Here is a 14,115-nt window from a genome sequence, read left to right as displayed (position 1 = left end):
TTAAAATAAAAAAATAGAATGAAAAAAATAAAGTTTTTTGGTTTACTGGCTGCAGGAATATTGCTGTTCAGTGCGTGCTCGGGAAGAAAAGATGACCCGAACTTTATCCGCGTAGGCATTACGTATGGTCCGGAACAGGAGATTGCCGAAGTGGCCAAAAAAGTAGCTAAAGAAAAATACAATCTGGAAGTGGAACTTATCCCTTTCAATGATTATGTAGTTCCCAATGAAGCACTGACTAACGGAGATATTGATGCCAATGCCTTTCAGCATATTCCATATTTAACAGAACAGTCAAAGCAGAGAGGTTACAACCTTGTGCCAGTGGGGAATACATTTGTTTATCCTATTGTAGCTTATTCAAAAAAAATTACTAATATCAGCCAGTTACAGGAAGGCAACACTATCGTTATACCGAATGATCCTACCAACGGAGGACGCTCCTTACTTCTTTTACAGAAAAGCGGTCTTTTAAAATTAAAAGATGGTGTCGGACTTCTGCCCAAAGTAACCGATATTACAGAAAACCCGAAACAACTGAAAATCATGGAGATTGAAGGTGCTCAGATTCCACGAGTGCTGGATGACAGAGATGTTGTTGTGGGAGTGATTAATAATAATTTTGCCGCTCAGGCCGGCCTTGATCAGGAGAAACAAGGTATCCTTGTTGAAGATAAAGACTCTCCATATGTCAATCTAGTAGTGGCCAGACAGGATAATAAAAACAGCCAGAAAGTAAAAAACTTTGTAAAAGCCTATCAGTCTCCCGAAGTGGAAAAGAAAGCTAAAGAAATCTTCAAAGGAGGCGCTGTGAGGGGATGGGATTGATGAGTGAGAGGGTTTGAGAGTATTAGAGTTGTGAGAGTGGATCCGGGATTCAGAGTATTGCTTTTCACTCGTATGCTTCTCTTTATTTTTTTCGTCATTACAAATAAAATATTTAATAATGAGCTGTCTGTAAATAAGCAGGCAGTTTTTTATTCGCTAAAATTTTATTTTCTCAATTTGAGATAATAAAGAAATTTTCTTTATTTTTGCTTTTAATCAAACAGAAAGGCATTATGTTAAAGAAAACCGTCATTATAAGTTTATTCACTTTTATTTCTGCTTCTTATATGGCTCAGACTAATACTACCATCCCTGTATATCTGGATGAATCCAAACCTGTAGAACAGCGTATTCAGGATGCATTATCAAGAATGACCCTGGAAGAAAAAGTAGCCATGCTTCATGCACAATCGAAATTCAGTTCGCCGGGTGTACCAAGATTGGGAATTCCGGAATTCTGGACAACAGATGGACCTCACGGAGTTCGTCCCGAAGTAATGTGGGACGAATGGGATCAGGCGGGATGGACCAACGACTCTATTATCGCCTACCCTGCCCTGACTGCTTTATCTGCCACCTGGAACAAAAAAATGTCATGGAACTATGGGAAAGCTTTGGGTGAAGAAGCCCGTTACAGAAAAAAAGATATTCTTCTTGGACCTGGAGTCAATATTTACAGAACTCCGTTAAACGGAAGAAATTTCGAATACATGGGTGAAGATCCTTATCTGACTTCAAAAATGGTGGTTCCTTATATCAAAGGGGTACAATCCAACGGAGTGGCAACTTCTGTAAAACATTTTGCCCTGAACAATCAGGAAATGTTCCGTCATACAAGCAATGTGAATGTGGATGACAGAGCGCTTTATGAAATCTACCTTCCTCCCTTCAAAGCCGCAGTAACAGAGGGGGATTCCTGGACCATTATGGGTGCTTATGATATGTACAAAGGCCAGTATGCCAGCCAGAATCAGTATCTTTTAAATGATATTTTAAAGAAGGAATGGAATTATAAAGGGGTTGTAGTCTCAGACTGGGGAGCTGTCAACAATACTGAACAGGCCATTCATAACGGGCTTGATCTGGAATTCGGATCATGGACCAACGGACTTTCTGCAGGAACTAAAAATGCCTACGACAACTATTATCTGGCAAAGCCTTATCTTGATCTGATTAAAGCAGGGAAAGTAGGCACCAAAGAATTGGATGACAAGGTAACCAGATTACTTCGTCTTGCTTATAAAACGACGATGAACCGTAACAAACCTTTCGGGAATATCGCTTCTGAAGAGCATAAAGCGGTTGCTAAAGAAATTGGTGAAGAAGGAATTGTTTTATTAAAAAATCAGGGAAATATTCTTCCAATTGATATTAATAAGGCTAAAAAAATAGCCGTTATCGGAGAAAATGCTATCAAAATAATGACTGTAGGCGGTGGTTCTTCATCTTTAAAAGTGAAATATGAAACCCTTCCTCTTGACGGAATCAAATCCAGATTTGGAAAACAGGCAGATATACAGTATGCAAGAGGCTATGTAGGAGATATCGGAGGTGAATACAATGGAGTAAAATCCGGACAGGACTTAAAAGATACGCGATCTGAAACTGAATTACTGAATGAAGCCATAGAACTGGCCAAAAAATCAGATTATGTCATTTTTGTAGGCGGCCTGAATAAAGCAGACTTCCAGGACAGTGAAGGAAACGACAGAAAAAGCTATGGGCTTCCATACAGTCAGGATCAGGTGATTACTGCTCTTGCAAAGGCAAATAAAAATCTTGCTGTAGTTTTAGTTTCCGGAAATGCTGTAGCCATGCCATGGATTAAAGAGGTTCCAACGGTTGTACAGGCCTGGTATCTGGGTTCTGAAGCCGGAAATTCAATTGCTGCCATTTTAGCAGGAGATGCCAACCCATCAGGAAAACTTCCGTTTACATTCCCTGTAAAACTTGAAGACAATTCAGCACATCAGCTTGGAGAATATCCGGGACAGAAAGATGAACTGGCGGCAGGAAAAGGAAAAGATCAGAAAAATCCTATCAATATTACCTACAATGAAAGCATTTTTGTAGGATACCGCTGGCATGATACTAAAAAGATAAAACCTCTGTTCAGTTTCGGACATGGCCTGAGCTATACCACTTTTGAATTCGGAAAAGCGAAAGCCGACCAGACTACTATTTCACAGGATGGTAAAATTACATTTACAGTAACCGTTAAAAATACAGGTAAAAAAGCAGGTGCTGAAGTGGCGCAGCTTTATATCACCGATTTAAAATCCTCTGTTCCCCGCCCTGCAAAAGAGCTGAAAGGTTTTGAAAAAGTGTACCTGAATCCGGGAGAACAGAAAGAAGTGACTTTTACCATTGATAAAACGGCTTTAAGCTATTTTGATGCTCAAAAACACGATTGGGTAGCTGAACCGGGAGACTTTGAAGCGCTGATCGGAAATTCTTCCGATGCCATTAAAACGAAAGTGAAGTTTACTTTAAAATAAACTATTCACAAAATATCAAAAGAGGCTGTCTTATAAGAACAGCCTCTTCCCTTGAAATACCCGCAGAAACATACCCGGTGCCAGGCTGAAAAGCCTATTAAATTCAGCCATGGCTGCTTCTGCTATGAAAGTCTTTAATGATTTCTATCTCATATCCTGATCATATGGAAATCCTGTTTTTATTTTCTGTTTCTGTTCTTCAGATCATCCATAAGAGAATCTTCTTTTTTAATTTCCTTTAATTTCTGATTACCGAACGTCCAGTATAATCCCAGCCGTATACTTCTGCTGTCATTGTAAGATGAGTTTTTATACACGATAGGATATATTGCTTCATCATAATTTTTCTGCCCTCTCAGCAAATCTGTAACCACAAGATAAGTGGTAAGATTAAGATGAGGAATTTTCTTCTGTAAGGTAATGCTTAGATTATTTGTTTTTCCATGTTTGAAAAATCCGTCATAAAAATCCGTTGAAAAGGAATAAGAAACCTCAGCAGCATACCCTTTTTTAAGAATAATCCCCAAAACAGTTCTGTTATCAAAAGCAAAATTGGTTTTTCCTTTTTCAAAACCTTCAAACTCCATGATCGGAAGGTAGTTTACCGTGGAATAGTTTTTAACAATATATTTATTATTGAATACTTTGTTCAGGGCAAGGCTTGCATACAGTGTCATCATTTTAAAATTGTTATACTCCTGCACCAGATAATCACCACGCTTTACAATCAGGGTACTGATGTAATTGGGAGAATAATTCATTCCTACAGATAACATCTGGTTTTTGTAATACAGGGAAAGATCTACTTCATGCTCCACCTGAGGTCTCAGATTGATATTTCCGGAGGTGTACAGCATACTGTCATCACTGTTCTTTCTTCTCAGCTGATTCAGCAAAAAATAATCAGGTCTGATGAGTGTTTTTTTATAACTGGTTTCCGCCTGAAAATTATCTGAAAAGCTATGCTGAACCAAAATATTAGGGTAAAACCCATCTATTTTGAATGAATTTGAAGTAAGATCCTGATCAAAAAAATTGGTGATATTACTTTCATAACGCATTCCCAGCCTTACATATGTTTTATTAAACTCTTTCTGTCCCTCTAAAAATAGTGCGTACTGCTTTTCGCTGTAATTCTGTACACTTTCCTGAGAGTCAACATCATTTACTGTTATATTAATAGGGTTATTGATGTCACTGTACGAAAACCTTCCTCCTGCAGACCATGTTCCCCATTTCTTTGTCTGCATAGTATAATTGGCATTTCCGATGTACATATTGATATTTCTTGAAGAGGAATCATCTATCCTGTTACCATCAAGATAAGAAGGCTGCTGATAAAAGTAATTTCTGAAGCTGTTGTTCGTTTTTCTGTTGGCATTTGAATATTCAAACTGAACAGTAAGCTTCTGAGTGGCAGAATCATTTTCAAATTTATAATTAGCCTGAACATTTGTACTTCTTCCCAAATCTTTAAACATTGAATTGTATTTAAAAATAGAATCCTTTCTCGAAACCCTTTCTGCTGTAGGCAAGCCATTATCTGCATTAAGCTCGCTCTGTGTATTGACAGGATTATACTCTCCATAAATGCTGAACTTATTCCTTTTGTCTGCAAAATAATTCACCAGTAAAGAATAAATATTAGTAGATTTCTGAATATCCTGATTCTGAGCAATATCCCAGATATTATTTTTATATTCTCTCTGAGCATTCACCTCAGTAAGAACATTGGAATGTGTACTGCTTAAAAGGGTATTGATTTCAAATTTTGCAGATTTATAATTCAGATTGAGATTCTGAGACATGTTCATTTTTTTGGTAAAACCAAGGCTGGAACCAATTCCTAATTTCAAACCTTCCATATTACTGTTCACGAGATTAATCTTAATGACCGACTGTTCATCGGCTGGGTAAGAAGAATCCGGAGTTCCGATTACTTCAATGTTTTTTATCAGCTTGGCAGGGATAGACTCAAGATAGTTCTTAAGTTCTATACCTGACAAGCGGAGTTTTCTGTCATTGATATATACAGTGGTATATTTTTGTTTAATTTTTATTGTTCCTTCCTCAGAGGCATCTGCATAGCCTGAATTTTTGATGAACTCCCAGGTGTTACTTGCTTCTGCTGTAGCAGTACCGGCAGGAGTAACAATGATTTTTCCGTTTTTAAATTTTACTGCAGAGCGTGTAATTTTAATTTCATCAATTTTCTTTTCATTTTTTAAGGTGTCTTTTTGTTGTGCGGAGGTTAATATTACTATCATTGAAGATAGTAATATTAAGGCTCTGCTGGTTATATGATGAAGATAAATCATGATGTTGCTGCGATTGGTTTTTTGGAATCCTCAAGGTTTAAGAAGGCACTTAAGTTTAAAAGGATCATTAATGCTCCGAAGAAATATAGATTCATAGCGATGATAATTCCTGTATGTAAGGCTACCACCATCCAGATAAATACCTTTCTTGTGCTTTTCTTCCACATAAAATAAGGATAGAACAGCTCAATAATAATGGTTGAAATCCCTATAAATATCGGAATAACCGGAAAACTTACGAAAATATCATAACTGCTGTTATCTAATATATAAGACTGGAAGCCTGGTAAATGTAATGCCTTCCAGATAGACTCTCCGTTCCACCAGTTGATTCCGAACGCTTTATCCAATCCTGAAGTAAAGTACACAATACACATATGTATTCTCAGAAGATTCCTGAAAGGTGTAGGATTAATATCATTGTATTTGAATATTTTAGAATCCAGAGAATAGAAGCTTCCCAGGGGGAACAAGAAACAGTAGAACATAGCAATGGTCTTGAAAAAATCTATCCCATACATAAAAGTACTGGAAGACTGGAAGATCAGCAGGTGCAGGATCAGGATAATCCCGGCAGAAAGCCTGCTCATAAACCCTACGGTTAAAGAAACACATGTCAGAATGTATATTACGATATATCCCATTATTACGGCACTTTCTGAAATATTCATGGTCCCTAATAATTTGATTACAAAGAAAAAAGACGGCATTTTTTCTGACCCTAGAAATCCTACAACTTCCAGTGGTATCAGCCCCTGATCTGTAAAAAGAAGATTAAAATCAGTAAGCGTGGAAACAAAGTGCACTAAGAAGAATAATCCCATGGAAATTCTAAAAAATGCAAAGAACAGTTTATCTTCCGGTTTATATTCGTTGAAGAATTTATAAAATTCAGTTGGAAGCAATGTGGTTTTTCTTAATAGGCTTAGCATCGATGTCAAGGAGTTTAATTAATACTGGTTTAGTTTTATTTTTTGTTTTTATTTCCTGCAGCATTGGGTGATGGTGCAGATAAAGTGTACAAGAAACGGTATAGGTATCAGGATTATATTCCTTATAATAATATCTTCCGATACTTTTGATGAATATATCCAGGAATTCACCGTATTTGTCAGATTCATTAAATTCTGTAGATTTCTTTTTCTGCATCTTATTTTCAAGAATCGTCAGTCTGTCCTGAAAGTATCCTAGCAAAGTATGGTATCTGTTGAGTCCTTCCTTAGATTTGAATGGAGGAAAGTAAGATTCTTTCACAAGATTCCTGTTTTTGTCATAGACGGACACCTTTAAGATATAGGAACTGGCGACATTGGGTGCAAAGAATCCATATCCTGCATTAATCCCTGCAATAGCCTGATACTGCTGAATAAGAGGAACGGAATTAAATTCTCTGATGCCTTCTTTTGTATCTTTCAGAGCGGCAGTTAAATCATTCTCTACATATGAGGTTGATTTTTCATAGGAGTCTATTGTACTTGAAGTACATACAATCAGTATTAGCGCAATATGAACCATACTGAATATGAAGAAGAGTTTTGGGTATTTCATAGTAAGTAGTATAAAAATTAGTATCTAAATATTGCAGCTGTCATTGTCACAATGAATGGGGATGATCTTCCGGTTTACAGCAAAATGTATGTAAATTTCCTGGCCCGTTTTTGTAATGTGCAGAAACCACAGAACCGGAAGTAAAGGCCACAGCAATGGCAGCCTTGCCAATATTCTGAAAATAGATTCATAACCATAAGCCCAGGTATTGGTGTAAGAAGCCATTTGTTTTTCAGCAAGAATCAGGTCAATCCCTTTTATAGCCTGCCCTCTTTCTCTGAGAGAGCGAAAATCTACCAGATTCAGCCAGTCTATTTTTTTTACAGTCTTCATGAATCGGGTGCATCGCGGGCACCAGCTGTCATAATACACAATGAGCTTTTTCATGATTTAATTTTTAGGAAGCTGTTTTTTTATGAAAGCCTTTATTCTGCCGCTATTATTCAGGATCTTCAGTCTGAAAACACTTTCACTGGAAGCGGTGTTGACCACGTAAAATTCATTGGCAAAATTGATTCTCGTTTTTACAGAGTCGTTTTTTGGAAGAACTTTCAGTTCATTACTGCTGTTCATATATTTCAGATCGCTTGTCTGGGAAGGATTGTACAAAACAACTTCCAGATCTTCTTTTGATGAATTTTTGATCTTAAGATTCTGCTGTGCAGGAATTGTCCAATGATTCCGGTAAATGTGTCTGCCTCTTTCCATGGTAAAAGAACAAAGAAAAATTACAGTACCCACAATTAATAATAAATACAAATAAAGGCTTTTCATAATAATGATTATTTATAGGTTGAAACAATTCTGCCTAAATCCATTTCCGGGGCGTCTATGGCAGATACAATTTTAGTTTCGAAAATGCTTACCGCATCTCTTTTGATACAGTTGTCTACAGAACATTCTTTTTTGAAAGTTTTGTTAGTGATAACCGTACTTTTGATGAACGCTCCTACTTCATTTTCTAAAGACATATTTCTGCTAAGAGTATCATATTTGATCTTATCTGTATCGTCTGATACTTTGTCAAACGATAATAAAGAAACCGTTGTCAGTAATAAAGCTGGTAGTATTAAAATATATTTTTTCATAAGGTTTAAAGTTTTCTAAGAAACACATTCAGTTGAAAGCTTCAACTGAATGTGCAGGTTGAATCATATTATTTGTAGTTTTCTACAACTTTGTTAAGAGTAAGAACAGGATCAATAGAAGTGCTGATCGCTTTTTCACTGGCTACACTTACAGTTTCCACTGTTTCTTTAGAAAGTACTTTTCTTTTAGTATTTACGGTTACAGAGCTGCTTACAGCAGTTCCACCAATAACTTCTATAGAAGAAAAATCATTTGTGTTTGCCTTTCCGTACGTTAAAGAGTTATCTTCTGATGTCCATGAAGAAAGAGCTAACGGAACGATTGCCAATCCTGCTAATAATAGTTTTTTGTAGTTGTTCATGATAAAATGTTTTAGTTTTTAGTTGTTATTTATAATCGTTAAGAATTTCATTAAATGAGCGTGCAGTTTCAAGAGAAGTACTGATTGCTTTTTCGCTCGCTACACTTACAGTCTCCACTGTTTCTTTAGAAAGAACCTTCCTTTTAGTTTTTACGGTTACAGAGCTGCTTACTGCAGATTCACCGATAATTTCTATGGTAGAAACAGAAGCTGCATCTCTGCTGCCATAGTTTACTGTCTGATCTTCTGACGTCCATGAAGAAAGAGCTAAAGGAACAATTGCAAGTCCTGCAAATAATAGTTTTTTGTAGTTGTTCATAATAAAAAAGTTTAAATTGTTATTTGTAATCGTTTAAAATTTCGTTGAAAGAGCGGGCAGTTTCAATAGAAGTACTCAAAGCTTTCTTTTCAGCAACGCTTACTTCTTCAACAGTTGATACAGAAAGTACTTTTCTTTTAGTTTTCACGGTTACAGAGCTGCTTACTGCAGACTCACCGATAACTTCTATGGTAGAAATAGAACCGGCATCTCTGCTGCCATAGTTTACTGTCTGATCTTCCGACGTCCACGAAGAAAGAGCTAAAGGAACAATTGCAAGTCCCGCAAATAATAGTTTTTTGTAGTTGTTCATAATAAAAAAAAATTTAAATTGTTATTAATTATTTTTAAAAAGTTTTTTTGTTTTCAGTGATGGCCCCTAAATGTTACTGATATGTTTTTACAATATCCTCTATAGAAAGAACATTTGAAGGCTCAAGGGTTTTAGTAGTGATTACCACCTTTTCCTGAGAAGGTCCGAGATCAAACTTATCCGTAACGGAGAAAATTGTTTTTTTGTTTACATAGGACTGAACGACAACCCCACTGGTCTCCCCTATAGTTTCATGTTGAGAAAATGTCTGTTGGTTTTCAGCATTCCGAAAATCAGGTTCGGAGGGCTTGGAATTCCAGGAAGAAAGAGCAAGAGGAACAATTGCCAGTCCTGCAAGGAGCAGTTTTTTGTATTGTTTCATATAATAAATGTTTAAAATGTTTTCAGTTGGTTATTTTCAGATATACCCTTCCCTGTTCCTTTTATTGAAAAAAGAAATCGGTATATTATTTTTTGAATTTTCTGAGTTAGATAAAGACTACTTTTCCGCCGATAAGAATAAACGGCCTTTTTGAGTTTATCTGAGTATCATTTTCCATTGCTGCAAGATAAATCCCATCCTGATATAAGGTTTTGAATGATAGTTTATTGCTTACAACAGACTTCGTCTCCTGCTTTTCCCAGCTGCCGTCTGTAAATCTGTAAAGGGTATATGATACTCCATCCTGGAGCTTCGAATGGATTATATTCTCTGCCAGTAAACGGATATCCGCTGGATTTTTATGCTGAGAAGCCAGGTTTTTCATTCTTTCTGCCACAGATTCTACCTGGGAAATACTGATGAGCGATTTTTTAGATTTATCAAAGGATAACAGTTTCCCCGTTTTGTCTACATAGAAAAGAGATTTTTTTCCCGAACTTTCCGGAGTATGAACCAGATAAAGCGCCCCTACTCCTACTTTATCAAATATCTTCTGCTTATGTTTCGGACTTATGGCTGCCACAGGAAGCCATTTGTTGAAACAGAACACAGAAAGCAGACCAAGCTCCGTTTTATCATTATAAAAGCCATTCACATTATATTTGATGGTCTTTGTATACTGATCCGTAACATCAATATCGGAATAGGTGGAAGTAAATCCCATTTTACTAAGGGTTTTGTAATATTTCAAATACACTGAAGCGGTATCCGGTACAAATCCTCTTCTGTATACTTTAGTAATGGTATAAGAATTATGAAGACTGTCTTTTATACTATTAATAATTCTGCTGGGGTTAAAGCTTCCTATATTTTCCGTTCCTCCTGAAAAAGGAAAAGATTTTTTCTCATTAAGAACCAAAGCATTCCAGGCCTTCCCTCCATTTACATTGCCCCAAACCGGAGCATAGTCAATGGTTACCGGCAGCCCGTTTGCTTTATTAATGTAATTAGCAAGATTTACCATTGCAATATCAGAACCTTTATTTTCTTTCAGCAACTGGGCAAAAGACCAGTAATCTTCCTGTGGGAAAGGATCAGAATAAGGCATTTTTACATCCTTCAGTTTATTATTTAAATAATTAACGGATTCAATTACAGATTTTTCAGAATTTAATGTATAATTTGAAGGAAGTTTATAGTTTTTCAGCACCATTTGTCTCCAGTTAAAATCATCAGAAAAGTTTACTTTATAAGGAAGTACAAAATTGACAAAGCTGTAATCTGAAATTGCATCAGAGTGAATCAACTCCTTAGACTTATCATAAGAAAGCTCTATATTTTCTTTGATATCAGCATCTTTAATCCATTTTGAGTCTTGTTCCTGAACACCTTCTGCATTGATATGGAAATTTAAAATAGCATTTTTCTTTAGGAATTCAAAAGCATTCTTATAATTAATGCTTTTATCGCTGTTTATAATCCCATAATTATTGGTCTTATCAGAACATGATACCAAAGAGCATACACTCAGGGCAAGCAGTAATTTTCTTTTATTGAATATAGATGTTATTTGAATTTTCATGATTAGCTATTTATTGTTTTGTTTTTCTTTTACAATATTATTTATTCTGAAAAACAAACAGACTACACCATCGTGTAGTTCGCTACTACACGATGGTGTAGTTTTTATACAGTCTTATAATAAGGGGGTATCTTCAGCATTCTGACAGCACACAAAATCACATCCATGGAAATAACATCTTTCCCAGCCAAATTCTCTATCAATACAAAAGCAGATTCCCAATTGGAAACCTGCTTCTTTTGTATCTGAAAAATCTTGGGTTATTTTCCGCCGCCGTTTTTCTCTACGTCGGTTTTTGTATTTTCTTTTACTTTCTGGTTTCCGAAACGTTTTACAAAAGTAAGGGAAACACCGTACCAGTCCCATTTTGAGTACTCTCTGAAAGTTCCATCCGCACTATACGTTGTGTTATCACCATAAGGTCTTTTAAAAATATTCATCAGCTGCATACTTAGCTCCATTTGAGTTTTCGGGAATATTTTAGTCACTGAAATATTATGGAAGACATTGGTATTGTTCGCGTATGAATTTCCGTTGTTCTGATTGGCAAGTTCCATCCATGCACTTACATTAATGTTTTTGTTAAAAAGATTCGTATAAGATATATTGGCGGAAGCTCCCCAATAACTGATATAGTCTTTGGCACCCAGTTTATTTTTCTCATTAAAATCTTTATTATTAATGTAATACCATCCAAATCCGGCATTCACATTCAGTTTATTTTTCAGGAAATTCTGATTGGTATTGGCAAAAAGGTAATATTTTTCAACCTTTCCATCGAAGTTTCCGGGTAATGAAACCGTTCTTCCGTTTTCCGTTACATAAGTTGTCCAGTAATCCTGATTGGTATGCATATATCTTGCAGAAATAAAATACTTCTTCAGAATACCTAATTTAAGGTAAAGCCGGTCATTCGGGTTGGGATTCAGATAAAGATTTCCTCTGGAATACGTTCCGTTAATTTCAGGCATCAGGAAAGGATTAAACTCAGAATACCAGGGTCTCCAGATGCTTCGGTTATAGGTAAGACTCAAGTCAAATTTCTCCGAAAAATTATATTTCAGTAATAGATTGGGAAGAAAAGTGCCGTAAGAATCTCTCCTCTCTGTACCTGCTACCTCCTGTCTTACTTTATAGTCAATATATTCGTATCGGATTCCGATTCTCGTTTCCAGTTTTTCGAAAAATGTCTTACTGTAATTGGCATATAAAGAACTCAGATGATCCTCATAATGGAATCTGTCATTTTGGGATAGATTAGCAAATTCCGGGGTAGGATTATTCATGCTGAATCCATAAAGGCTATTGGAAATTGCATGATTATTTATTTCCGTTTTACCACCCACTTCCATTGTACCGCCAGATTTACCAAAAGGTTGTGTATAATCCACTTTCAGGTAATAATTACGCATCTGATTTGAACTGATAACTCCTAGCTGCTGGGCTGTTTTCACTCCCTGCTTATCAATTAGTTTATCTATGAGGTTATCATTGTTATCACCGGAGTAATTGGTTCCCAAATTAATATCTAAAATTCTGTTCTTTTCTTTATCATAGTATTTATAGAAAGCATTTGTTCCCAGATTACGGCTGAATCCCCAATTGTTCTGGCTTTGGAGGAAAGATTCTCCCGGATCTCCATCTTTTGAAGTCATCCCATCAGATTCCGCTGAAAGTAGATTTCTGTTTTGTGAATACTCCAATACAAGTCCGAAATTACTTTTATCATTAATTTCAAACTCCGAGGTAGAAGAAATAGAAGGGCTTTCATTCCTCATTAAGTTTTCCAGGTTGAACCGGGTAAGCTTATTTTTTTCATAACGGTTATCCCAGGTTTGGGTTTTTTGTACATAATTTCCGTTATTGTATCCTCCTGTAAGGGTTTGGGTAAACTTTTTCTTATGGTAGTTCAGGTTGAAATTCGTGTATTGTGAATTCTTGGTACTCTGCCTGTTGTTAAGAGAAATACTGCCTTTCAGGCCCTCATCATCCCTTTTTTTAAGAACAATATTGATAACGGACCCTGAAGTTTCATATCGGGAAGACGGGCTGGTAATCACTTCAATTTTCATAAGGTTATCAGCTGGAATTGTTTTAAGGTATTCCTTCAATTCTTTCCCTGTAAAAACAGATTTCCTGTCGTTGATGTATACGGTAACCAATTGTCCCTCGGCTTTTACCTCATCATTGTTATCAATGCTTACCAAAGGGGTCATTCTAAGAACATCCCATGTTGTATTTCCTGCCAGAATTGCACTATTCGCTACATTGAATACAGTTCTGTCTACTTTAGATTCTACTGTTGGCTTTCTGGCAACCAGAGTAACAGCTTCTATTTCTTTTGCATTTCCCTTTACAGTATCTTTGGCTGCGGGAGCCGGAGTCTGCTGAGCCATTGCTAATGAGCCTGTTAATATTGCTATAGGAAATAATATTATTTTCATGTGAGATAATAGTTTTATCTATAAGACCACTATCTCCATAATTTCGTTACATCAAAAAATAAAATAAATACTTAATTTCCAGCAATATAACTAAATATATTTTAAACATAAATTAAGAAAAGATACAAATTCCACAAAAAATAAACTTAATCCAAATCATATTCATACCAATTATTCTTAAAAACAGTTTTTATCTTCAATTAAAAAAAACTTTAAAATTTGTCCTAAATACTTAATTTTTAATAAGCAGTTCATGAAAAAGCGTGAATCATCTCTTGATATTCAAAAAATAAGAAAAAGAAAATAATTGGATTTTTTCTTTTTGCTGATTTACTCAACAACAATAATCAGTTCCTTATCATATCCGTTATATTTTTCATCAATATAGCCATGAGGATTACAAATGACTTCTGTTTCTCCGATCTTATATCTG

Annotated in this window: 14 protein-coding genes; 2 read left to right on the top strand and 12 right to left on the bottom strand. The window is 35.9% G+C overall.

The features are described 5' to 3' along the window. Window positions 1-18 precede the first annotated feature (18 nt). Both metQ and BW946_RS07420 read left to right on the top strand, forming a co-directional pair. Window positions 19-828 carry a methionine ABC transporter substrate-binding lipoprotein MetQ gene (gene metQ, locus BW946_RS07425; RefSeq protein WP_076595568.1) on the top strand — a complete coding sequence of 270 codons (810 nt, stop codon included), beginning with the start codon at window positions 19-21 and terminating at the stop codon, window positions 826-828. A gap of 287 nt (window positions 829-1,115) precedes the next feature. Further along, window positions 1,116-3,326, top strand: coding sequence for a glycoside hydrolase family 3 C-terminal domain-containing protein (locus tag BW946_RS07420; RefSeq protein WP_410493448.1), 2,211 nt, complete (start codon window positions 1,116-1,118; stop codon window positions 3,324-3,326). Window positions 3,327-3,505: 179 nt separating this feature from the next. Here the strand turns inward: BW946_RS07420 and BW946_RS07415 are convergent, their stop codons facing one another. From BW946_RS07415 to BW946_RS07360, 12 genes are all read right to left on the bottom strand, one after another. Further along, the gene (locus BW946_RS07415; protein ID WP_076595566.1) at window positions 3,506-5,593 is read right to left on the bottom strand and encodes an outer membrane beta-barrel protein; all 2,088 of its coding nucleotides are present in this window, start codon (window positions 5,591-5,593) and stop codon (window positions 3,506-3,508) included. A gap of 47 nt (window positions 5,594-5,640) precedes the next feature. Next, the gene (locus BW946_RS07410) at window positions 5,641-6,576 is read right to left on the bottom strand and encodes an HTTM domain-containing protein (protein ID WP_139325981.1); all 936 of its coding nucleotides are present in this window, start codon (window positions 6,574-6,576) and stop codon (window positions 5,641-5,643) included. Then, window positions 6,536-7,192, bottom strand: coding sequence for a hypothetical protein (locus tag BW946_RS07405; protein WP_076595564.1), 657 nt, complete (start codon window positions 7,190-7,192; stop codon window positions 6,536-6,538). The genes BW946_RS07410 and BW946_RS07405 overlap by 41 nt, the downstream gene beginning before the upstream one ends. 24 nt (window positions 7,193-7,216) lie before the next feature. Continuing rightward, window positions 7,217-7,579, bottom strand: a complete 363-nt coding sequence (locus BW946_RS07400; protein ID WP_076595563.1) for a DCC1-like thiol-disulfide oxidoreductase family protein — start codon at window positions 7,577-7,579, stop codon at window positions 7,217-7,219. A gap of 3 nt (window positions 7,580-7,582) precedes the next feature. Continuing rightward, entirely contained in the window at window positions 7,583-7,966 is a 384-nt protein-coding gene (locus tag BW946_RS07395) for a hypothetical protein (protein ID WP_076595562.1), read from the bottom strand. A gap of 8 nt (window positions 7,967-7,974) precedes the next feature. Then, window positions 7,975-8,280, bottom strand: a complete 306-nt coding sequence (locus tag BW946_RS07390; RefSeq protein WP_076595561.1) for a hypothetical protein — start codon at window positions 8,278-8,280, stop codon at window positions 7,975-7,977. 68 nt (window positions 8,281-8,348) lie between these two features. Next, the gene (locus BW946_RS07385) at window positions 8,349-8,642 is read right to left on the bottom strand and encodes a hypothetical protein (protein WP_076595560.1); all 294 of its coding nucleotides are present in this window, start codon (window positions 8,640-8,642) and stop codon (window positions 8,349-8,351) included. Window positions 8,643-8,667: 25 nt separating this feature from the next. After that, entirely contained in the window at window positions 8,668-8,961 is a 294-nt protein-coding gene (locus BW946_RS07380; RefSeq protein ID WP_076595559.1) for a hypothetical protein, read from the bottom strand. A 19-nt stretch (window positions 8,962-8,980) separates the two neighbouring features. Continuing rightward, window positions 8,981-9,274 (bottom strand): hypothetical protein, encoded by a 294-nt coding sequence (locus tag BW946_RS07375; RefSeq protein ID WP_076595558.1) that lies wholly within the window; start codon window positions 9,272-9,274, stop codon window positions 8,981-8,983. A gap of 73 nt (window positions 9,275-9,347) precedes the next feature. Continuing rightward, the gene (locus BW946_RS07370; protein WP_076595557.1) at window positions 9,348-9,656 is read right to left on the bottom strand and encodes a hypothetical protein; all 309 of its coding nucleotides are present in this window, start codon (window positions 9,654-9,656) and stop codon (window positions 9,348-9,350) included. 106 nt (window positions 9,657-9,762) lie between these two features. Then, window positions 9,763-11,238: a hypothetical protein gene (locus BW946_RS07365; protein WP_076595556.1), complete on the bottom strand. Its 1,476-nt coding sequence runs from the start codon at window positions 11,236-11,238 to the stop codon at window positions 9,763-9,765. A 260-nt stretch (window positions 11,239-11,498) separates the two neighbouring features. After that, window positions 11,499-13,682, bottom strand: a complete 2,184-nt coding sequence (locus BW946_RS07360; protein WP_076595555.1) for an outer membrane beta-barrel protein — start codon at window positions 13,680-13,682, stop codon at window positions 11,499-11,501. Between the last annotated feature and the right edge of the window lie 433 nt (window positions 13,683-14,115).

Origin of the sequence: Chryseobacterium sp. RU33C (genome assembly GCF_900156015.1) — a bacterium.
In the GTDB taxonomy this organism is placed as follows: domain Bacteria; phylum Bacteroidota; class Bacteroidia; order Flavobacteriales; family Weeksellaceae; genus Chryseobacterium; species Chryseobacterium candidae.
Note: the sequence above shows the minus strand (reverse complement) of the source record. Positions and strands in the feature narration are given on the sequence as shown.

Excerpts from the sequence above, each read along its gene's own strand:
- metQ (WP_076595568.1), top strand. The coding sequence starts at position 19 with ATGAAAAAAATAAAGTTTTTTGGTTTACTGGCTGCAGGAATATTGCTG.
- BW946_RS07420 (WP_410493448.1), top strand. The coding sequence starts at position 1,116 with ATGGCTCAGACTAATACTACCATCCCTGTATATCTGGATGAATCCAAA.
- BW946_RS07415 (WP_076595566.1), bottom strand. The coding sequence starts at position 5,593 with ATGATAGTAATATTAACCTCCGCACAACAAAAAGACACCTTAAAAAAT.
- BW946_RS07410 (WP_139325981.1), bottom strand. The coding sequence starts at position 6,576 with ATGCTAAGCCTATTAAGAAAAACCACATTGCTTCCAACTGAATTTTAT.
- BW946_RS07405 (WP_076595564.1), bottom strand. The coding sequence starts at position 7,192 with ATGAAATACCCAAAACTCTTCTTCATATTCAGTATGGTTCATATTGCG.
- BW946_RS07400 (WP_076595563.1), bottom strand. The coding sequence starts at position 7,579 with ATGAAAAAGCTCATTGTGTATTATGACAGCTGGTGCCCGCGATGCACC.
- BW946_RS07395 (WP_076595562.1), bottom strand. The coding sequence starts at position 7,966 with ATGAAAAGCCTTTATTTGTATTTATTATTAATTGTGGGTACTGTAATT.
- BW946_RS07390 (WP_076595561.1), bottom strand. The coding sequence starts at position 8,280 with ATGAAAAAATATATTTTAATACTACCAGCTTTATTACTGACAACGGTT.
- BW946_RS07385 (WP_076595560.1), bottom strand. The coding sequence starts at position 8,642 with ATGAACAACTACAAAAAACTATTATTAGCAGGATTGGCAATCGTTCCG.
- BW946_RS07380 (WP_076595559.1), bottom strand. The coding sequence starts at position 8,961 with ATGAACAACTACAAAAAACTATTATTTGCAGGACTTGCAATTGTTCCT.
- BW946_RS07375 (WP_076595558.1), bottom strand. The coding sequence starts at position 9,274 with ATGAACAACTACAAAAAACTATTATTTGCGGGACTTGCAATTGTTCCT.
- BW946_RS07370 (WP_076595557.1), bottom strand. The coding sequence starts at position 9,656 with ATGAAACAATACAAAAAACTGCTCCTTGCAGGACTGGCAATTGTTCCT.
- BW946_RS07365 (WP_076595556.1), bottom strand. The coding sequence starts at position 11,238 with ATGAAAATTCAAATAACATCTATATTCAATAAAAGAAAATTACTGCTT.
- BW946_RS07360 (WP_076595555.1), bottom strand. The coding sequence starts at position 13,682 with ATGAAAATAATATTATTTCCTATAGCAATATTAACAGGCTCATTAGCA.